Source organism: Luteimonas terrae, from assembly GCF_004358165.1.
Lineage (GTDB): Bacteria > Pseudomonadota > Gammaproteobacteria > Xanthomonadales > Xanthomonadaceae > Luteimonas > Luteimonas terrae.
The window spans coordinates 597,953-616,607 of the sequence record NZ_SMTG01000002.1; the positions used below are offsets into that span (position 1 = coordinate 597,953).

At 62.9% G+C, this 18,655-nt stretch carries 20 protein-coding genes; 16 read left to right on the forward strand and 4 right to left on the reverse strand.

Annotated elements, in window-relative coordinates; genetic code table 11:
* The first annotated feature begins 14 nt into the window (after positions 1-14).
* From E2F49_RS02955 to E2F49_RS16295, 5 genes are all read left to right on the forward strand, one after another.
* A complete protein-coding gene (locus E2F49_RS02955; protein WP_165971100.1) occupies positions 15-2,975 on the forward strand; it encodes an RNA-directed DNA polymerase in 2,961 nt (986 codons plus the stop codon).
* 252 nt (positions 2,976-3,227) lie between these two features.
* Positions 3,228-3,827 (forward strand): hypothetical protein, encoded by a 600-nt coding sequence (locus tag E2F49_RS02960; RefSeq protein WP_133392536.1) that lies wholly within the window; start codon positions 3,228-3,230, stop codon positions 3,825-3,827.
* 184 nt (positions 3,828-4,011) lie between these two features.
* Positions 4,012-4,857 (forward strand): restriction endonuclease, encoded by an 846-nt coding sequence (locus E2F49_RS02965; RefSeq protein WP_165971101.1) that lies wholly within the window; start codon positions 4,012-4,014, stop codon positions 4,855-4,857.
* Between the two features lie 60 nt (positions 4,858-4,917).
* Positions 4,918-5,244: a hypothetical protein gene (locus tag E2F49_RS02970; RefSeq protein WP_133392538.1), complete on the forward strand. Its 327-nt coding sequence runs from the start codon at positions 4,918-4,920 to the stop codon at positions 5,242-5,244.
* 339 nt (positions 5,245-5,583) lie between these two features.
* The gene (locus E2F49_RS16295) at positions 5,584-5,928 is read left to right on the forward strand and encodes a ribonuclease E inhibitor RraB (protein WP_165971102.1); all 345 of its coding nucleotides are present in this window, start codon (positions 5,584-5,586) and stop codon (positions 5,926-5,928) included.
* Between the two features lie 290 nt (positions 5,929-6,218).
* Here E2F49_RS16295 and E2F49_RS02980 read toward each other — a convergent pair whose 3' ends face one another.
* A complete protein-coding gene (locus E2F49_RS02980; RefSeq protein ID WP_133392540.1) occupies positions 6,219-6,674 on the reverse strand; it encodes a carboxymuconolactone decarboxylase family protein in 456 nt (151 codons plus the stop codon).
* A gap of 242 nt (positions 6,675-6,916) precedes the next feature.
* Here E2F49_RS02980 and sigJ point away from each other — a divergent pair, with 242 nt between their 5' ends.
* From sigJ to E2F49_RS02995, 3 genes are all read left to right on the forward strand, one after another.
* Entirely contained in the window at positions 6,917-7,813 is an 897-nt protein-coding gene (gene sigJ / locus E2F49_RS02985; RefSeq protein ID WP_133392541.1) for an RNA polymerase sigma factor SigJ, read from the forward strand.
* A gap of 327 nt (positions 7,814-8,140) precedes the next feature.
* Positions 8,141-8,410, forward strand: a complete 270-nt coding sequence (locus E2F49_RS02990; RefSeq protein WP_133392542.1) for a hypothetical protein — start codon at positions 8,141-8,143, stop codon at positions 8,408-8,410.
* 161 nt (positions 8,411-8,571) lie between these two features.
* Entirely contained in the window at positions 8,572-9,192 is a 621-nt protein-coding gene (locus tag E2F49_RS02995; protein WP_133393428.1) for a hypothetical protein, read from the forward strand.
* Between the two features lie 53 nt (positions 9,193-9,245).
* Here the strand turns inward: E2F49_RS02995 and E2F49_RS03000 are convergent, their stop codons facing one another.
* From E2F49_RS03000 to E2F49_RS03005, 3 genes are all read right to left on the reverse strand, one after another.
* The gene (locus tag E2F49_RS03000) at positions 9,246-9,596 is read right to left on the reverse strand and encodes a nuclear transport factor 2 family protein (RefSeq protein WP_133392543.1); all 351 of its coding nucleotides are present in this window, start codon (positions 9,594-9,596) and stop codon (positions 9,246-9,248) included.
* Between the two features lie 207 nt (positions 9,597-9,803).
* Entirely contained in the window at positions 9,804-9,890 is an 87-nt protein-coding gene (locus E2F49_RS16850) for a small membrane protein YohP (protein ID WP_484496907.1), read from the reverse strand.
* A 220-nt stretch (positions 9,891-10,110) separates the two neighbouring features.
* Positions 10,111-11,544, reverse strand: coding sequence for a hypothetical protein (locus tag E2F49_RS03005; protein ID WP_133392544.1), 1,434 nt, complete (start codon positions 11,542-11,544; stop codon positions 10,111-10,113).
* Positions 11,545-11,780: 236 nt separating this feature from the next.
* Between E2F49_RS03005 and E2F49_RS03010 the strand changes: the two genes are divergently transcribed.
* The 8 genes from E2F49_RS03010 (at position 11,781) to E2F49_RS03045 (ending at position 18,620) form a co-directional block, all read left to right on the forward strand.
* Entirely contained in the window at positions 11,781-12,152 is a 372-nt protein-coding gene (locus E2F49_RS03010) for a YajD family HNH nuclease (RefSeq protein WP_133392545.1), read from the forward strand.
* Positions 12,153-12,270: 118 nt separating this feature from the next.
* The gene (locus E2F49_RS03015) at positions 12,271-12,549 is read left to right on the forward strand and encodes a hypothetical protein (RefSeq protein WP_133392546.1); all 279 of its coding nucleotides are present in this window, start codon (positions 12,271-12,273) and stop codon (positions 12,547-12,549) included.
* A 169-nt stretch (positions 12,550-12,718) separates the two neighbouring features.
* Positions 12,719-13,528 carry a DUF5694 domain-containing protein gene (locus E2F49_RS03020; RefSeq protein ID WP_133392547.1) on the forward strand — a complete coding sequence of 270 codons (810 nt, stop codon included), beginning with the start codon at positions 12,719-12,721 and terminating at the stop codon, positions 13,526-13,528.
* A 121-nt stretch (positions 13,529-13,649) separates the two neighbouring features.
* Complete coding sequence (locus E2F49_RS03025; protein WP_133392548.1) at positions 13,650-15,272, forward strand: diguanylate cyclase domain-containing protein; 1,623 nt, start codon at positions 13,650-13,652, stop codon at positions 15,270-15,272.
* A gap of 379 nt (positions 15,273-15,651) precedes the next feature.
* Positions 15,652-16,494, forward strand: coding sequence for an amidohydrolase family protein (locus tag E2F49_RS03030; RefSeq protein WP_133392549.1), 843 nt, complete (start codon positions 15,652-15,654; stop codon positions 16,492-16,494).
* An 83-nt stretch (positions 16,495-16,577) separates the two neighbouring features.
* Positions 16,578-17,336, forward strand: coding sequence for a class I SAM-dependent methyltransferase (locus tag E2F49_RS03035; RefSeq protein WP_208004784.1), 759 nt, complete (start codon positions 16,578-16,580; stop codon positions 17,334-17,336).
* A 233-nt stretch (positions 17,337-17,569) separates the two neighbouring features.
* Positions 17,570-18,013, forward strand: coding sequence for a FecR family protein (locus tag E2F49_RS03040; protein WP_133392550.1), 444 nt, complete (start codon positions 17,570-17,572; stop codon positions 18,011-18,013).
* Between the two features lies 1 nt (position 18,014).
* Entirely contained in the window at positions 18,015-18,620 is a 606-nt protein-coding gene (locus E2F49_RS03045) for an OmpA family protein (RefSeq protein WP_133392551.1), read from the forward strand.
* The last annotated feature ends 35 nt before the right edge of the window (positions 18,621-18,655 follow it).

The window sequence follows — 18,655 nt, forward strand, 5'->3', positions numbered from 1 at the left end:
ATGGATTGCAGGGCGTGAGTCTCGGAGATCTGTATAAGGCTTATCGAAAATCAAAGGCTGATGCTTACTATGACCGAGGGCACTTTCATTCACTTGCTTATGCCGAGTATGAGATCAACCTTGAAGCCAATCTAAAGTCGCTTCTGGCATCGCTAAAGAAGGACTTCTCTTGGGCACAGTCCAAGTCGTTCTTAGGAGTCTTCTCTTACCAGCCCAAAAGCGTCGATGTCCCCGCTTCTAATTCAGCTCAAGAGATACATTTTGCCACTCTCGATCCTGTCAGGGACTGGATAAATTCGAATAAAGGGAGGAAGTTGCTATCCGCGAATTTTAGAGTCGTCATTGTTGCTTCGATAAATTATCAGGTCGTATGCGCACTATGGATAATTAAAGTCGGCCATAAGTTCGACGATAGAATTGATCGGAAGTTGGCTTTTGCGCACGCTTTGAAGCGCGTCGGTCGCCGAGGGAGGCTTAACGAGGATTCTCATCAGCTTTTCGCGCCTTACTTTTCGGGCTACAGGGCTTGGCGGTCAAAAGCTTTAGAGGCCATGAGAAGCTCACTGAACGATGGCCGCTCCATCGTAGCAATTACGATGGACATAAAATCCTTTTACCACCAGGTGTCCCCTAATTTTTTGGTAAAGAGCGCATTCTTTAAAAAGCTTGAGATAGAGCTTGACCCAGATGAGCTTGCTTTCAGTAAGGCTATTGTCGAAAGCATGCAGACGTGGCACCGAAGCACCCCTGAGGCTAAAGATCGACCGGAAGGCTCACTCCCCGTCGGCTTGTCGATATCAAAGTTAGTATCCAACGTGCTTCTCGCCGATTTCGACAAGGCAGTCAGCTCTTTACCATCGACAATCCATTACGGACGCTATGCTGACGACATTATTCTCGTTACAGAAGATCCCGGTATTTCTACTGGCCAAGACTACATCAAGTGGTTGCGATGGTCCTTGGATGAGTACTTGGTGCTAGACCAGACTTCGAATCCGGCTGGACTTAAGCTAAAGCTAAACTATTCGACAGATAGTGAGATAATATTTTCAGCGAAAAAGCAGAAAATATTCTTTCTGAGTGGTGAGCACGGTTTGGATTTGGTAGGGCAGGTAGAAGAGCAGATAAGAAAGCAATCAAGTGAGTATAGGTTGCTTCCAGAGTTGCCAGATAATGATTCCGAGATGCTTGCGTCTGCGCTGCTGGCTACTCCAGATGCGAGATTGGAAGCGGATGCTTTAAGAAAAGCGGAAGCTGTTTCCTTGAGGCGTCTTGGCTTTTCAATGCTGCTTAGCGATTTTGAAGCTTACGCTCGTGATCTGGACTATAAAGATCCGAAGTGGACACTTGCGAGGAAAAAGTTCTATGCAGTTGTGGGCAGGTATTTGGTCACTCCTGTCGGTTTTTTTGACTACTATACTTATATAGTTAGGGTTTTTGGATTGATGGTTGCGTGCCGTGATTTCGCAGATGCTCGATTAATCCTCGGGCAGCTTGAAAGAATTGGGGAGGTTCTGCAGTCTACGACCACCGCCGGAACTAGAAATTTGTCAAAGTACTTCCATGCTAGGCGGAATTACTATCGTGGCTTTGTGCAGGCGGCTTTGGAGAGCTCCACCGTCGCCGCCTTTGAGTTTAATTCAAAATTTACTAATTTTTTGAAAGGGCTTGCTGCAGAAGCCGATGTCGAGGTTGTTGACGGAAAGCATATTAAGGAGATTTCCAAGAGACTCTTGCTCTCTGACCTAGGTAGGCGCTGCTACCAAGATTATTGGTACGCAGAGTCTCCTAAGGAAGTGCAGCCTCCGCTTCCAGCAAGTATTTCCGTTAAAAAGGCGCTGGCTCGCATTAGGAGCTACCGGAATAAGGCTAAAAAGTCTCTGAGTGCGCCTTATTGGCCCGCAATCGCCTTCCCAACAAGGCCTCCAGCGCTTTGGCAACTGTCTTTGAGTGTGCCAAAAGCTCTTGAAGAGTCGGGCGGCCTTGAGAGCTTGTTGTGGGCCGTTAGGGGTGGCTACGTCAGATCAGATTATAGGAACTACCGTTTCCTTTCTGAAGATGAAGCTGGAGAGCGAGTTTGGAATGTTCCAAGTGAGCAAGGGCTGCAAGCGAAGATTGCTGTGCCAAGTATCAAAGTCACAGACGATCAATGGGCTTCCGCAGTTAAAGGGATGCCGGATCACTCGCTTGATAGGTATCTTGCAACGCGAAAAATTGTTAACGACATGATTCGCGGCTCTTTGGATTTGAACTACATTGTTTTTCCGGAGCTGTCGATTCCTTATTGGTGGGCTTTGGATATCGCAGCCAAGCTCTCAAGAGCAGGAATCTCATTCGTAGCAGGTGTGGAGACTCGTGGCAACGGTGATGAGTATAGAAATGATGTGCTTGTCTCTCTCGCAACAGATTTCTACGGACGTAGAGGAAATGTTTGCTTTCTACAGCCAAAGATTGATCTTTCCCATGAAGAGTCTGCAAATGTAAAGCATTTAGGAAAGAAGTATTTATTAGCTGGCGATGCCGGGTCTAGGCGGCCAGTTTACTGTCATGGCGAGTTTGCCATGGGCGTTCTTATCTGTAGCGATCTGACAACAATTCAGAATAGGTCCAGATTTCAAGGTTGCGTAGACGCGTTATTCGTCATTGAGTGGAATAAAGACATCGAAACATTTGATTTTTTGGTGGAATCAGCAGCTCATGATTTGCATGCCGCTGTGGTCCAAGTGAACAATCGGAGATTCGGAGACAGCAGAGTTAGAATGCCTTTCGCTGAAGGTTTTAAGCGTGATGTGGTTAAGGTGAAAGGTGGTGATAGCGATTTCTTCGTCCACTGCTCAATTGATGTGGCGGAGCTGCGGCGTTTTCAGAGGAGGAAGAGCGTCGTCAAGCGAGAAAAGTCCAAGAAGGATGATAAGCCTAAGTTTAAACCGGTTCCTATTGGATATAGAATGTCAGACAGGCGAAAAGGAGGCTGAGTTCTGCGCGTAGAAACTCACGGGGTCAGGTTTACTTATCCAGGGTGACGCCGCGTGAATGGTGACTTAGGCCAGTCAGGGGGGCGGCATGCGATAGGGATTGAAGCGGGTGGCGCATCGTTACGACGATGCAAAAAAAGGCTCAGATAAAATTTAACTTGAAATGAAGCAGGAAAAGGTGGGCAGAGATTATTTCCGGGCGCAATTTTTCCTTTTGGATTTCATGAGTGTTTTTGATATTTAGGGGGCGAGATGGAGGTGGTTTCCGGAAAAGCGCTAGTTACCGGTGCATTGCGGGCTCTCGCCAGTTTTCATAAGGAAACGCGGGCTCGGAAGCGGCTGACATTTGAGAATCACGTTGCGCCTGTTTATGCGTGGGTCGAGGTGGCGCACACGGATTACATTGCTGGATTCCGTGCTACTAGAGAAAAGATCATTACTTCAGACAAGCCTGATGACGTCTTGAAGTTCTTAAAAGATATCCGGCGTGGAGCGCTGATGAGTCGAGGGCAAGCGCTAGTTGCTCTTGATAATTTGCTTGACGAGAGCGAGGCGTCAACTAGTGGCCTTCCTGCTGGATGGTCGTCGGTGAGGCCATTTTACGAGTCTTGTAAGGACTACTTGTATGGTGCTACTGCACCTGCAGCAACCTCGTGGTACACCGAGTACATCAATTTTGTTGAAGTGAGCTCAAAGTACATGCCAGGCGATTGTTGGGTGCAAGATGTTTTTGGCAACGACGCTCGCGGAGACCTCCTTTTCGCTATAGAACGCACCTTGGATCGGCTTGAGCTGAAGTTCCGTGCTGTGACGCAGCAGTACGTGCTTGCTCAACGCAATCTGATTCGATGATCGTAGCTAACGGTGCTAGATTCACTTATCTGGGGTGACGACTAACGGTGCGGCAAGCTAACGGTGCCAGGTTCACTTATCTAGGATGACGCCGCGCGAGCGGCGACGTAGGCCAGTCAGGGGGACGGCATGCGACAAGGATTGAAGCGGGTGGCGCATCGTCGGGGACGATGCGCTGACAGCGGTGCGGTGGGACCGGCTGGAGCATCTGCTCGCCGCGTATTACCGGGATGCGGGGTATCAGGTCACACACGTGGGGACGGGCGCGACGGCCGGTCGATTCGACGGCGGTGTCGATCTGGAGCTGCGGCGCGACGGACGGCTGGTGCTGGTGCAGGTCAAGCACTGGAACGCGTGCCAAGTGCCGCACAACGACGTGCATCAACTGATCGGCGTGATGGTCAATGCCAGGGCCGATGGCGCGATCGTCGTGACCAGCGGCGAGTTCACCCGCGCAGCCATCGAAGCCGCCGCCAGGAACGCTCAGGTCCAACTGATCGACGGCGACGAGCTCCGCGCCATGCTCGGCCCGCTGCCGGACGCGCCGCCCGTCGCAACGCGCACCGCCGACACACTGGCCGCCCAGGTCGGCGAACACCAGTTGAACGCCGCGATCAGTCGCGCCGTGCCTGCCGGGCGCAAGGCCGCGAAGTCGTATGCCAAGGCGACCGCAACAGCGCTGCTGCTGAAGGCGTTCGCCTTCGTTGCAATCATGCTGATTGGCTATCAGGTCATCCAGGCCAGCTTCCGCAATCTGGGCGAAAGCCTGAAGGACATCGGCAAGCCGACCGTCTCTGCGTCGCAGCGCTCGACACCGACCACTCAATTGGCGCCTTCACGCGCGGTCGTTTCGGCAACTCCGGCGGTCCACAACTTCTGTATCGAACGCGATCCGCGTACGGGCATGAGCGTCGATCGCTGCGTCGAGCACGCCACACGCCCCAAGCCGACGATCGCCGAAGTCCGCGAGTCCCAGCGCAAGGCAGATGCCGCGATGGAGGTGCTGCGGCATTCCACACCCGAGATGTGAGCGAGCGCTACGCGCGCCGTCGAAGCGGCGCACCACGGAAATCCACTCAGGAAAAAATGAATGAACGCACACGTTGATCAAGGCGCCATCGCGAACACGCCAGTGGCGGGCGGTCAGAGCGTAATCGGAAGGTTTTTTGACACTCTGTTCGGCACGGTCTTCCTCGTGCTGCTGGCGGCCGGGCTTATCGCACTGACCGTGACATGGCAGTCGACCACGCTTGAATTCGACGGCACCAACCGATTGACGGTCAAGCAAGACCGGTGGTGGGGATTGCAGCCCAAGACTACGGTGCTGGAGGCCTCCCCGGTCGACGGATGGACGATTATCGATGAAGACGGTGGTCGACGGCCTCTTCGAGCGCAGTCGTTGCGGTTGCCCCGATGAGCGAGTAACGGGAGTAACCGGAGGTCTTGTTTGGTCGATGAGCAGGAGGGATAACGGTGCCAGGATTAACGGTGCCAGGTTCACTTACTCAGGCTGACGCTGCGGAAGTCGCGACGTCGGCCAGTCAAGGGGGCGGGATGCGACATGCGGCTAACCGGGTCAGGCTCACTTGTCCGGTCGGTTGTGAGTCACCCCTGCTTCCCGGGCTCAAGGGACGGTGGAGCCCCAGCCGGTTACGACAATGTCACCCGTGACGCCCTCGGTAGGCAGGCATCAGCTGATGTCCGATACTCGCCCTGCGCCAGATCCAGGCGCCAACACGGCGTGCCCGGTTTCATGATGACACTGGAAATGATGCAGGCGTTCTTCTCCGATACGCGGCAGAAGAACATCGAGGCGGGCAAGGACTGGAGCATCGACGAGGTCTGTCGCTGGTCGTTTTTCTTCGTCGACGAGGATGGCAGTGCGCTGCTTCCGGTGGCGCGGCACATGGAGTCGCTGGGCTATACGGTGGTCGGCGTGACCGAGCCGGATGGCGACGAGGATCCGTTCTTCTACCTGCAGGTGGACAAGCTGGAGCAGCACACTCCGGAATCGCTGCAGGCGAGGGTGGAAGCGCTCTATGCGATCGCCGAGCAGTTCGAGATCGCCGACTACGATGGCATGAACGTGGTCGCTGCCTGAGAGCACCTGCTGGTCGCGTGAGCGTCCGTGATGTGCGGCTGTTGTTTCCGGCTATAGAAGAAGCGCTTGGGCTTAACGTCCGGACTCCGAAGGTGAAGCGAGCAGATCCGCGAGGCGGCATTGCGGACAAGAATGCAGCGTCATTTGCCCCGGGTGCACGATGCCTCGCTCTAAACGCTTGCGCTGATTGCCTGATGAAAGACAACGGTGCCAGGAAAAAAAGGTGGATCTGGCACCGTTCTGTACTTCCGGCTTTCCGGCAATCCGGCTGTGCGAGATGAAACTGCAGCTCAGAAGTCGGGCTTCGCGTGTGGCTTCATACGGAAGGTCGCTCCCATACGATTGAGCGCGTTCATCGTCGCGATCGTAAGTGTGAGTTCAACCAGTTCCTTTTCAGAGAAGACCGCGGATGCTGCGGCATACGCTTCGTCCGACGCATGTGTATCGCCGATCCTCGTGATCTCTTCACTCCACGCAAGGGCCGCGCGCTCTCGTTCAGTGAACAAGTACTGCGCCTCATGCCAGACCGGGATCAGCACGGCTGTCTCTACGGACATGCCCGTCTTGAGCAGGTCGCGGGTGTGAACGTCGATGCAGTGCGCGCAGCCGTTGATCTGCGACACCCGCAGGAACACCAGGTGGATCAGCTTTTCCGGCAGTGACGTGCCGTTTGTAATGAAGTGGTGCAGCGAGGCGACAGCCTTGGCACCTTCGGGAGAGGCTGCGAACCAGTTAGCACGCTTCATAAGATAAAACTCCTGCTTGTTGTTGTAAGAGGCATGCGGAGTGCGTGCCTTTCATCGAGAAGACGCGCGAGGGTTCCATTCCGTGACAGGCCATATGACTGCCCTGATGGCTTCGGGAGCGGAATGTTCTGCAGCTGTTGCCGACCGCCCAACCGGCCTCGATGATCAGCATCCACGTGCGGGTTGGGGCGCTGTCACGTTGTGGCATGGATCTGCGTCCTTGCTGGATACAGGAGAGCCGGATGGACACGACCACCACCACCTTTCAACATCACCGTGAGCGTCTCTTCGGCATCGCGTACCGGATGCTGGGGGCCCACGCAGACGCCGAAGACGTGATCCACGACACGTGGATCCGGCTTGCGTCCCAAGATCCGGGAGCCATCGAGGATCCGGAGGCGTGGCTGGTGACGGTGACGACACGGCTGTCGCTCGACCGCCTGCGTCGTGCGAAGGCCGAACGGGCGCAGTACGTCGGTCCCTGGTTGCCCGAGCCCCTGGCTTCCGAGGCTGATCAGCCCGACCTGGCTCAGGAGCGCGACGAGTCACTCAGGCTGTCCTTCCTTTTGCTTCTGGAGCGTCTGAGTCCCGAGGAGCGCGCAGCGTTCCTGTTGCATGACGTTTTCGATTACAGCCACAGGGAGGCAGCGGACATCCTGGGCATCGCCGAAGACGCATGCAGACAGCGTGCGCATCGCGCCAAGACCCGCATGCGCGAAGGCCGTCCGCGCTTCGACGTGGCGCCAGGTGCACACGTGCGAATGCTCGATCGCTTCATGGAGGCGATGGCGCAGCCCACGCTCGAACGTCTTCGGGCCCTGTTCTCGGAGGACGCCGTCCACATCAGTGACGGCGGAGGCGTGGTGCGCGCATCGCTGCGCCCATTTGTAGGCGCTGATCGCCTGGCACGTCTTTATCTGCAGATCGCTCAGCAACTGCCCGCCACTACCAGGTACGAGCCTGGAACACTCAACGGGATGCCGGCTCTGCTCTGGAGAGAGGGTGATGCGCTCGCGGGCGCCTTGTGGATCGATACCGACGGGTCCCACATCACCGGCATCTACGCGATCCGTCATCCAGCGAAGCTCGCACGGCTGTCGGCGCAGGCCTTCGGATCCAGCAACACGCTCGCGCCATAGCGATCAGCAAGGGCCACGACGGTGCGAACGTACTGTGTTCACCTGGCGTCACCTCAAGGGTGCGGTGCAGGGTGTGTGTCGGGCGAGCCGGCCCATGTCCAATTGCACCGTTGCGACAGGCCCGCTACGGTCCAAACACGGATTCAAATTAGCCACACCTAGGGCGCGCCCCAGTTGTTTTTTCCTGTTCGCCGAAATGATGGAAAGCAGCTGGATTCCACGCGCTTTCACGCGCCGTGCACGTACTCCAATTCCGCCTGAAGGCGCACAATTCAGTTCGTGAAAACGCCGCTATATTCCGGTCTCCCCCGAAGCAGGAGAACCGCAATGTCGCTGACACACATGCAGAAGAAGACGGCACAGATGATCGGCTTGGCACTCGTCGCCGCCGTGGGCCTCGGTGGCTGCGCCACCTACAAGGAAGACTTCGCACGCATCGATTCGCGCCTGGATTCGCTTGACTCGCGCGTGCAGGGCGCCGCGCAGAGTGCCGAAGCCGCCAACCAGTCCGCGACGCAGGCCAACCAGCGCCTGGATCAGATGGAACGTCGCGTCCAGCAGCTCGAAACGGCGCCGCGTCGCACGCCGCGCGGTTGATCTGATCGAACCGGGACCCGTCGGCATCCCTGGCCGCGGGTCCCGGTGTTCCACCCGTCTTGATGAGGAGTTGTCCCATCGCCACGTCCACACACCCTGCGATGCGGGTCTTCCACACCGCTCTGCTGCTCGCGTTCTCGTCCGCCAGCGTCGGCACGGCCATGGCCGACGACGCCGTGGCGCAACCGGTCGGCGCGTCGGCCAATCAGCTGCCGCCCGGCCAGGATGTCTCCGACACGGTGATCGAGCTGGCCGGCTGGGTCATCGCCGCCGATGACAACCACGGCTACCCCTTCATGGTGATGGACAAGGCCGCTGCGCAGGTGCTGGTGTTCGGCGGCGACGGCAAACTGCGTGGCGCCGCGCCGGGACTGTTCGGCTCGGCGGTCGGCGACCATGCGGCGCCCGGCATCGCCGGACTTGCGCTGCGCGAGATTCCGGGACGGGACCGCACCACGCCGGCCGGTCGTTTCGTGGGCGGCTACGGCCCGTCGATCGACGCCGGGCGCGTGCTCTGGGTGGACTACGACTCCGCGGTCTCGCTGCACCCCACGGCAAGCGGGACGCCGGCCGAGCGTCGCGCGGAGCGTCTGGCATCCCCCACGCCCGACGACAACCGTGTCACCCACGGCTGCATCAACGTCGACACCGGCTTCTACGAGCTGGTCGTCCAGCCCACCTTCGCGAAGGGCGGCGTGTTCTACATCCTGCCGGACAAGGATTCGCTCGAGGACACCTTCCCCGAGTTCGCGGCAAGCCGCGCGGCGAAGGGCGGGGACTGATCGATTTGCGGTGCCACGTGCGTTGGCCGGTACCGCTCAACCAATCGGACCGATCACGTCCGCTCGATGACGAAGGCATGCAACTCGGCGAGCTTGCCGTCGCGCAGACGCCAGGCGTCGCTGTAGTCCGATGTGGTGCGCGTGCCGTCGGCAGCGATGAAGGTGATCGTGCCGATCGCGACCAGATGTTCGCCATCGGCGATCAGCCGGTCCACCACCACCTCCGGCGGATTGACGTAGGTCTCGTCCATGAAGCGCCGGATCGCCTCCTTGCCGGTGATCGTGCGATCGCCGACGAAATGCCAGACCACGTCGTCGGTGCAATGGGCGAGGAAGCCGGCATGGTCGCCGCGCGACACGGCAGCATTGGCTTCGAGCAGAACGTTTGCGGCATCACTCGACATGGCGCGTCTCCGGTCAGATGCCCGCAACGGTAGCGCCTGGGGCTGTCGACTCGCGTGAGTCTCGCGCGCCTTGGAAGTTCGATGACGGTGCGTGCCAAAGAAGAACCTGCAGCGCGGCGACGCGCTGCAGGTTGGTTCCTTGGATCGATGCGCGCTAAAGCGGCGTGCTGCACCAACCTGTGCAGCCGCGCCGCGCCACACGCGACGTCAGAAGATCAGCATCAACAGACCGATCACGACGATCAGACCGATGAGGAAGATGACGCCAGCGGTGGAGGCGAGAAACTTGAGCATGGGGATGACCTAGTGCGTGAGGAAGTGACCTCACGTTAGGTGCGCAACCGCCCAGGCGCCGTGAAGCGGATGCGCGCCGGGCACCGCATTGCACATGGCGGGTGACCTTCGCCGTCAGGCATCGAGCCCGCGCCATCAGGCGAATGACGTGTCGGGTGGAGCCACCGCGATCAGCTGCTGCGTCACGCGCGACGGTCTGACGCCGTCACGCGTCACGCCCTCAGCCGTACATCCGGTCGAGGATCTCGAACCGCTCCGGCATCAATGCGCGCATCTGCGCTTCGTCCGGTGTGCCCTTGACCAGGTGGTAGATCATGTAGGTCTCGGCGAAGTCCTCGCCCGGATCGACGGCCAGCGAAGGATCGATGGTGGACCCGCCCGAGGTCACGTAGCGATCGTCGGCGTAGTGGGTCGAAAAAACGCTGTCGCGCTGCACGGCCAGGTTCCATTCGATGGCAAGACCGGCGACCTGCCACGGCTGGTCGACCAGGTGCGCGGTCTCGTGCAGGAAGGTGAAGTCGAAATCGCGCTGCTCGCGCGGATTGCTCGTGTCGTGCGGATTGATGCCGATGGTGCCGCCGCCGGCGTACATGTCGGCGCCGGAGTCGACCACGTTGCCGTTGGCGTCCGTTTCCTGCGGTGTCGCGGGGTTGACCACCACACGGTCGGTGGCCTCGAGCGATGCCGAGGGCTGCGCAGCCAGACCCTTGGCGATCTGCTCGACGGTCGGGTACGAATACGTGCCCGTGTCGAGTTCACGCGGCACGATCACTTCGATCGACTGGCCATCCACTTCCACCGTGTAGCGCAGCGCCGGCAGGCGCTCGGTCGTGTTCGGCTGGGTGCCCGACGGGAAGTCGTATTCGATCGTCTCCGGGCCGCCGACCGTGTAGTCCATGCGCTGCGCATCGGGCACGCCGGACGTCGGCATCGCATCGCGCCACTTGTCCACCGGTCGGGCTTCGGTCAGCAGATAGCGTTCCAGCGAGGCGGCGCTGTTGAGATCGATGCCACCGGTGATCAGATCGAGGCGTGCGGCGGCCGAGACCGCATTGGTGCCGCCGAACAGGGCCAGCACCTGCGCCTGGCGCGATTCGTCGAGATTCTGGAAGGCCTGCGAACCGGTGAGCGTGGTCAGCTGCTCGGTCGCCAGAGGATCGTCCGCGTGGTTGCGCAGGGCGAAGACGGTGCGCAGCTGGGTCTGCAGCGGAAGGTCCGGCGGCAGCTGCTGCAATGCGTCCTTGAGCGATTGCGGAATGCCGGGATCCGTCTGAGCCGCCTGCAGGTCGATGCCGCCGACATAGCCGTCGGCACCGCCGCGCCCGGCTGCGGTATCCAGCAACGCTTGCTCCAGGCCGCCTGCCTCGATGGTGACCAGGGCGCCGTCGATGTCCGCTCGGCTGATCGTGCCATCGACGTCGCCCTTGCCCGCGCCGACATCCAGGAAGCTGCGCGCCGCAGTGCTGGACAGCAGGAACTGCGCCGCCTCGACGACCTCGGCGGGGAACTGGCCTTGGCTGTTCTCGGCCACCGCGCGCAGATCGTCCATGCTGATCTTCGTGTCCGGCAGCAGGCCGTTGTCGTTCGAGGCCTGGGTGAAGAGAGCGTAGTGCTCGCTCAGGATGTTGGTGGCCCGCGTGGCGTCAATGGTCATCGCAATTCCCGGTGATCCGCGTGGCGCGGAGCTTCGTGCGCGAGGCTAGGGGCTGCCGTGTGAGCGCACTACTGGGGTGCGCCCGAGGCGATGCGCTTGGGCCGACGCTTGGCGAGCTGCCGTTCATCGCCGCGGCCGGAACAGCCAGTCTGTTGCTCCCACACGTGGCATGTCTCCGCGCTCTGGGGGCACCCACGATCCGGCCTCAAATCGGCGCGCGGCCTTAGACTGCGGCGATGACCATCCCGGACCCGACCAGACTCGACCGCATCGTCGCCGACGCGCGGCGCGCGGCCGAGCAGCGCAACAGCGGCTATCGCGAGCGGGCCTTGCAGATGTATCCGTGGATCTGCGGCCGCTGCGCGCGCGAGTTCACGCGGGCCAATCTGCGCGAGCTGACGGTGCACCACCGTAACCACAATCACGACGACAACCCGGCCGACGGCAGCAACTGGGAATTGCTGTGCGTGTACTGCCACGACAACGAGCATTCCCGCCAGCTCGACCACACCGGCGTCAGTGCGCGCGATGCCGAGGACCGGCCGGCCGCGGCCACGTCCAACCCGTTCGCGGATCTGAAGGCGCGGCTGCAGAAGGCTCGCGACTGACCTGTTTGCGGGCCGCGCTGCGCACGTCATCGCGCGGATTCCGGAATGTGCGCGGACGCGCAGTTTTTGCGACGGCGCGCCGGCTAGTCTTCCGAGCTTCCGGATTTGGGTTTGCACCATGAGAACCACCGTCGTCGGCCTCGTGACGCCGCACCTGCTGCGCGTCGTCGATCTCGCCCACGAAGCGCAGAAGGGCGTCAACGTGCGGTTCCACCTGCAGGACGCGGTGACGCGTTCGATGGCCGAACTGGCCGACCAGTTCAACGCGTCCACGCTGGCCGCGGCCTATGTCGAAGGACTGGAAAACGCCGCAGACCGGGCGCCACGCGCACAGACGGACTACGTCGGCGTGCTGCAGACGGCGGCCGAAACGGCGCGTCGGCTCGGGCGCGTCTGAGGTCTTGACGCGCGCGGGAGTCCACCGGCGGCGTCGGACTGCAACGCGTCCGGTGAGAAGTCGGCCCCACTTCCGGCACGTGCCGCTGCGTGGCCGGCCCATCTAACGTCGCTTCCGCCGAGCCTGCGGCACTGCGTCGCGGGCCGCGTTGCCAAGGGGCCCCGTTGCCATGAAGTCCACTCGAATCGCCTCCGCGTTGCTGCTGTTGTGCCTCGCAGCGCAGGCCATGGCGGCCGAGCCCGCGCCGCCGGCGCAGGTGATGCTGCTGGGCACCTTCCACTTCGCCAACCCGGGACTGGACGTGGTGAAGTCGGACGTGGCCGATGTCACGACGCCCGCCAACCAGGCCTACCTCGAAGGGCTTGCATCGCGGCTCGCCGCGTTCGCGCCCACGCACGTGCTGGTGGAGTGCACGCCCGCGATGCAGGCGCGCTACGACGGCGCCTTCCAGGCCTGGCGCGCCGGTCGCGCGCCGCTGGACGTCAACGAGACCCAGCAGATCGGATTCCGCGTGGCCAAGGCCGCCGGTCTGTCGCAGGTCACCTGTTTCGACGAGGGCGAGGTGCAGTGGAACTCGGAACCGATGTTCGCGTACCTCGGCACGCATGCGCCCGAGCGCAAGCGCGCGCTCGATGCGACCTTCGCCGGCCTGACGACGCGCGAGAACCGCGAGCAGGCGACGCTGTCGCTGGGCGAACTGCTGCAGCTGACGAACGATCCGTCGCGCGACCGCGAAAACCGCGACCTCTATCTCGTCACCAACGATCTGGACGCCGGCGGCAGCTTCGCCGGCGCCGATGCCGCGGCGAGCTGGTGGCACCGCAACTTCCGCATGTATGCCAACGTGCAACGCGTCGCGACGCCCGGAAAGCGGGTGCTGGTCCTAGCCGGGCAGGGGCACACGGCCATCCTCAAGGAACTGCTGGCCACCGATCGGCAGCGTCAAGCGCAGGACGTCGGTCCGTACCTGATGCCCTGAGGTGCTCGATACGTTTGGCGAGATCACCGCGTAGCGCGCGGATCGTCCCGGCGCGGTCCGTCGACGCCGCGCGTTCCCCGTGCTGGCCGGGCGCGCGCGCTTGCGCGACCATATCGCCCCCATGCCCGCCCATCCCACGCCATCGGCACACCTGCTGCAGTTGCTGCCGGACGCGGTGGTGCAGACGGACGCGCTGTGGACGGTCACGTATCTCAATCCCGCGTGGCAGAGGCTGACCGGCCACGCCGTCGACGACGCGCTGGGCCGGTCGCTGCTGGACTTCGTGCATCCCGACGACAACCCGACATTGCGCTCGGGCATGCCGGTGTTCCGCTTGCGGTTCGCCGATGGCGACTACCGCTGGATGCGCCTGCAGCTGCAGCCCGAGACCGACGCGGCCGATCGCGTGCTCAGCCGTCAGGGTGTGCTGCTGGAAGTGGCCGATGTCACCGAACAGGTGCTGGTGGAAGTGCGCCAGCGCTTCCTGCGGCTGCTGGAGACCATCGACGGCGTGGTCTGGGAAGCCGAACGCGGCGTGGGCAACACCTTCCTCAGTCCGCAGGTCGAGCGCCTGTTCGGTTTCACCGTGGAGGAATGGCGCGCCGATCCGGGCTTCTGGCGCTCGCGCGTGCATCCGGACGATCTGCAGGCCGCGCTGGTCATCGACGATGCGGCGTACAACGCGACGCACAGCTACGCCTACGAGATGAGCTATCGGTTGATCGCGCGTTCCGGCGACGTGGTCTGGGTGCGCGACCTGTGCCGCACGGTGGTCGAGCCGGGACGGCCCAACCGCATGATCGGCCTGATGATCGACGTGACCCGGCAGAAGGCCGCCGAACTCGAGCTGCTGCGTTCCGACGAGCGCTACGCGCTGGCCACGCGCGGCTCCAACGACGGCATCTGGGATTGGGATCTGCGCACCGGTGTGCTGCACGTGTCGGCGCGCTTCTACGCAATCCTCGGACTGGCCGGGACCGGCGATGTGCATGCGGACGGCTGGCAGTTCCTGCAGCAGCTGATCGACCCGGACGACCATGCGCGCGTGCAATCGGCGTACCGCCGGCACCTGTCGGGCGAAAGCCCGAATTTTTCGGTCGATTTCCGCGCCTGGCACGGGTCGGGACGACTGGTGTGGGTGAACTGGCGCGGCGTCGCGCAGTTCGAGGATGGCATCGCGGTGCGCATGGCGGGCTCGCTGAGCGACCTCGCCGAGCGCGGCAGTTCCTATGACGCGCTGACCAATCTGCCGGGCCGGCCGCTGTTCCGCGACCGCCTGGAACACGCCATCGCGCTGCATCGCAAAGCGGGGGAGGGCGCATCGGTCGCAGGCGATCCCACGATGTTCGCCGTGCTGATGCTGGACCTCGACGGTTTCAAGCTGGTCAACGACACCTGGGGTCACCACGTCGGCGACCAGTTGCTGCAGCAGGTCGCACGGAGGCTCGAAAGCAGCGTGCGTGCGGTCGATCTGGTCGCGCGCATGAGCGGCGACGAGTTCAATGTGCTCTTGGAATCGGTGGGCCCCGTCGACGCGGCCGAACGCGCCCGGCAGATTGCCGCCGCGTTGTCGGCGCCGTACCGCATCGGCACGCACACCGTGCTCACCGGCGCGAGCATCGGCCTGGTGAGCAGTCATCCGCAGCTGAGAACAAGCGACGACTACCTGCGCGCCGCGGATGCGGCGATGTACGAGGCGAAGAGTCTGCCGTCGGGGTTGAGTGTGTTCGCGGTGGAGGCGTAGCCGGGCGCACTGCTCGTTTCCCGCATGTCGGGAGGGCTTCAAGCGCGCGCGTGTGGTGATTGAGACCCGGCGCTTTGCTCCTTCCCCTGCTTGCGGGGGAAGGCCGGGATGGGGGCAGACGGTCAGTTCGCAGCGGGAACGAGCTGCCGCAAGAGTTGGGAGTGTCGGAGCGCGAACCAAGCCGCGATCGGACCCTTTGCCCCCACCCAACCCTCCCCCGCACTCGGGGGAGGGCTCAGACAAGCATGTGCATCGACCTTCGCGACCGGTGAGGGCAGTGCGAGTCGAATGCCCGTTCCATAAGCGCGGGGCCTAACCACGTCCACCGCCAATTCATGGCACCCTGCCATGACCCGGCCGCCTGCCACCGAGACTCCACATGCTGCGCACACTCGCCCTGACGCTCTGTCTGCTTGCCGCGTCGCCGGTCTGGTCGGCCGGTCCCGTGTTCGACGTCCACGTGCACCTGCGCGAAGGCGAGACGTCGTTGCAGCAGTACCGCGACGATGTGCGCGCCGCGGGGCTGCAGCTGTCGGGCGTGGGTGCGATGTGGTTCGGCGGTCCGCATCAGGCGCGCGTCGGGCAGCTGGCAGAGGTGCGCGCCGGCAATGACCGGATCATCGCGCTGGCGGCCGCGCATGCCGATGTGGTGCCGATCGCGACGGTCCATCCCTACGAGGGCGACGCCGCGATGGCCGAACTGGCGCGGGTGGCCGCGGCCGGTGTGCGCGTGCTCAAGCTGCACGCGCACACGCAGGGCTTCGACGTGTCCGATTCCCGCGTCGAGGCGCTGGTGCGTCGTGCCGGCGAACTCGACATGACGGTGCTGCTCGACAACGCGAACATCCTGCCGGGCGACAGCGAAAAGCTGTTCAACCTGGTCGTGCGCGTGCCAAAGACGCGTTTCATCCTCGCCCACATCGGCGGGCTGAACTTCCGCTTCTGGAACGTGCTGGCGCTGGCGCGCACGGCCGATGGCTTCGGCTTCGAGAATCTGTACTTCGACATCTCGGCGACGGTGCTCGTCGTGGCCGGCTCGCCGATGGAAGCGGAATTCCTGTGGACCCTGCGCAATGTCGGTATCGATCACGTGCTGCTGGGATCGGACTATCCGCAGATCGGCCTTGGCGCCACGGTCGAGGCGCTGGAACGGTTGGCGCTGACGGACGAGGAGAAGGCGAAGATCCGCAGCGCCAACGCGCTGCGTCTGTTCGGACGATGAACGCGGCGGCCGTCACCGCCTGCTGGCGCCGGGCCACTTAGCGTGGACAGGCCGCGCTTTCTGCGGTCGATGCGGAGCCGGTCATGCGCCAGATGCTGTCACTCGCCGTTCTCGGACTGTTGCTGACCACGGGCGCCGCGTGCTCCGCGCCGCCGTCGTCGGTCGCGGCGGCACCTGCGGCCGAGCAGGTGTCGGCCGACGCGTCGGTCTACACGACCGTCCGGCGCAGCGCAGACGGCATCGGCAAGGTCTACCAGGGCCGCGAGATCTCCGCGGTCATGGGCTGGCAGGGCGCGGCGTGGCTGGAGCGCGAGGAACGCGAGCGCGAAGAGCGCGGCAGCGTGTTGCTGGAGGAGCTCGGTCTGCAGCCGGGCATGGCCGTCGCCGACGTCGGCGCGGGCACCGGCTACTACGCACGGCGCATGGCGCCGCTGGTCGCGCCAGGCGGCAAGGTCTATGCGGTGGATGTGCAGCCGCAGATGGTCGCGATGCTGCGGGAGCTGGCTGCGCAACCCGGACTGGCGGGCATCGTGCCGGTGCAGGCGCAGGTCGCCGATCCGAAGCTGGCGCCCGAATCGGTGGACCTGGCCCTGATGGTCGACGTCTACCACGAGCTGGAATATCCGCACGAGGTGCTGCAGGCGCTGGTCCGCGCGTTGAAGCCGGGTGGGCGGCTGGTGTTCGTCGAGTACCGGGCGGAAGACGAGACGGTCCCGATCAAGCCGCTGCACAAGATGAGCGAGGCGCAGATCCGCAAGGAGGCGGCGCTGCATCCGCTGGTCTGGGAACGCACGGCGGCCAGCCTGCCTTGGCAGCACGTGGTGGTGTTCCGCAAGCGTTGAGGGGGCTGGGCCCGCGAAGCGCGCTGCGCACTTATCTGTGACCGTCGTCTCGCACGCGATGCCGTCCGTCGGGCGGCGCGGCAGGTGAAGCGGCCATCACGGCGCTTCTCTGTAGTATCCCGGCGCGCTGCCGTTATCGTGATCGAGAGCGGCAACAGGGGGCGCCGGAGGTGGGACGCAGCGGAGCTGCGCCGCGCGGTCCGGCCGGCAGAACACCAACAGGGGAACATCCGATGTCCAAGATTCTGGCGCTGCTCGCAGCCGTCTGGCTGGCGTGCTGCGCGTGGCCGGCGGCCGCGACGGAGTCGCACGTGGGACTGGTGAAGGGCGTCTCGGGCACCGTGAGCATCGTGCAGGCCTCGGCCACGCGCACGGCCGAGGCGGGCACGCAGTTGCAGGTCGCCGATCGCATCGTGACCGCACCCGGTGCCACCGCATCGATCGTGTTCCGCGACGGCACCATGCTCACGCTGGGCGGCAGTGCGGACGTGCGCGTGCGCGACTACGTGTTCGAACCGAAGGCCAACCGCTACGCGTTCTCGATGTACATGGACAAGGGCTCGGCGATCTACGAGTCCGGCAAGATCGGCCGGCTCGCACCGGAATCGGTCAAGGTCGAGACGCCGCAGGCCACGGTCGGCGTGCGCGGCACGCGCTTCCTGATCGAGGCCGACTGACATGACGACGGTGTCCTGGCGCGCGGTCGCGCTGGTGCTCGCGGCAGCGTTGCTGTCGGCCTGTTCGGCCGCGCCGACGCGCGTGACGCTGCTGCCCGATCACGACGGCAAGGTGGGCGCGGTGGTCGTGCACAACGCCCACGGCGAGCAGCGGCTCGACCAGGCCTACGGCCGGGTGGATGCCGGGACCTCGGGCGCACCGGCGCAGGCCACGCGCGCGGAAACGCGCGATGCGTTCGAAGCGCGGCACCGCACTCTGCTGGACGCGCAACCCAAGCCGCCGCTGAGCTTCGTGCTGAACTTCCTGTTCGACAGCATGGAACTCACCCCCGAATCGCGGCGCAAGCTGCCCGAGGTGCTGGCCGCGGTGCGCGAGCGTCTGCCGACCGAAGTGACGGTGTTCGGCTACGCCGATTCCGCGGGCGCGCCGGCCTACAACCTGCAGCTGTCGGCCGAGCGGGCCCGCGCGGTCGCGGCGATGCTGCGCAAGATCGACCCGGACCTGCCGATGCAGCTGGACTGGTTCGGCGACAAGTCGCCGCTGGTGCCCACGCCGCCCGGCAAACCCGAGCCGCGCAACCGACGCGCGGAGATCCAGATCCTGTGAGGCCCGCCGCCGCGCGGCTCTCGACAGACGCGGAG

Excerpts from the sequence above, each read along its gene's own strand:
- E2F49_RS02960 (WP_133392536.1), top strand. The coding sequence starts at position 3,228 with ATGGAGGTGGTTTCCGGAAAAGCGCTAGTTACCGGTGCATTGCGGGCT.
- E2F49_RS02970 (WP_133392538.1), top strand. The coding sequence starts at position 4,918 with ATGAACGCACACGTTGATCAAGGCGCCATCGCGAACACGCCAGTGGCG.
- E2F49_RS16295 (WP_165971102.1), top strand. The coding sequence starts at position 5,584 with ATGACACTGGAAATGATGCAGGCGTTCTTCTCCGATACGCGGCAGAAG.
- E2F49_RS02980 (WP_133392540.1), bottom strand. The coding sequence starts at position 6,674 with ATGAAGCGTGCTAACTGGTTCGCAGCCTCTCCCGAAGGTGCCAAGGCT.
- sigJ (WP_133392541.1), top strand. The coding sequence starts at position 6,917 with ATGGACACGACCACCACCACCTTTCAACATCACCGTGAGCGTCTCTTC.
- E2F49_RS02990 (WP_133392542.1), top strand. The coding sequence starts at position 8,141 with ATGTCGCTGACACACATGCAGAAGAAGACGGCACAGATGATCGGCTTG.
- E2F49_RS02995 (WP_133393428.1), top strand. The coding sequence starts at position 8,572 with ATGGCCGACGACGCCGTGGCGCAACCGGTCGGCGCGTCGGCCAATCAG.
- E2F49_RS03000 (WP_133392543.1), bottom strand. The coding sequence starts at position 9,596 with ATGTCGAGTGATGCCGCAAACGTTCTGCTCGAAGCCAATGCTGCCGTG.
- E2F49_RS16850 (WP_484496907.1), bottom strand. The coding sequence starts at position 9,890 with ATGCTCAAGTTTCTCGCCTCCACCGCTGGCGTCATCTTCCTCATCGGT.
- E2F49_RS03005 (WP_133392544.1), bottom strand. The coding sequence starts at position 11,544 with ATGACCATTGACGCCACGCGGGCCACCAACATCCTGAGCGAGCACTAC.
- E2F49_RS03010 (WP_133392545.1), top strand. The coding sequence starts at position 11,781 with ATGACCATCCCGGACCCGACCAGACTCGACCGCATCGTCGCCGACGCG.
- E2F49_RS03015 (WP_133392546.1), top strand. The coding sequence starts at position 12,271 with ATGAGAACCACCGTCGTCGGCCTCGTGACGCCGCACCTGCTGCGCGTC.
- E2F49_RS03020 (WP_133392547.1), top strand. The coding sequence starts at position 12,719 with ATGAAGTCCACTCGAATCGCCTCCGCGTTGCTGCTGTTGTGCCTCGCA.
- E2F49_RS03025 (WP_133392548.1), top strand. The coding sequence starts at position 13,650 with ATGCCCGCCCATCCCACGCCATCGGCACACCTGCTGCAGTTGCTGCCG.
- E2F49_RS03030 (WP_133392549.1), top strand. The coding sequence starts at position 15,652 with ATGCTGCGCACACTCGCCCTGACGCTCTGTCTGCTTGCCGCGTCGCCG.
- E2F49_RS03035 (WP_208004784.1), top strand. The coding sequence starts at position 16,578 with ATGCGCCAGATGCTGTCACTCGCCGTTCTCGGACTGTTGCTGACCACG.
- E2F49_RS03040 (WP_133392550.1), top strand. The coding sequence starts at position 17,570 with ATGTCCAAGATTCTGGCGCTGCTCGCAGCCGTCTGGCTGGCGTGCTGC.
- E2F49_RS03045 (WP_133392551.1), top strand. The coding sequence starts at position 18,015 with ATGACGACGGTGTCCTGGCGCGCGGTCGCGCTGGTGCTCGCGGCAGCG.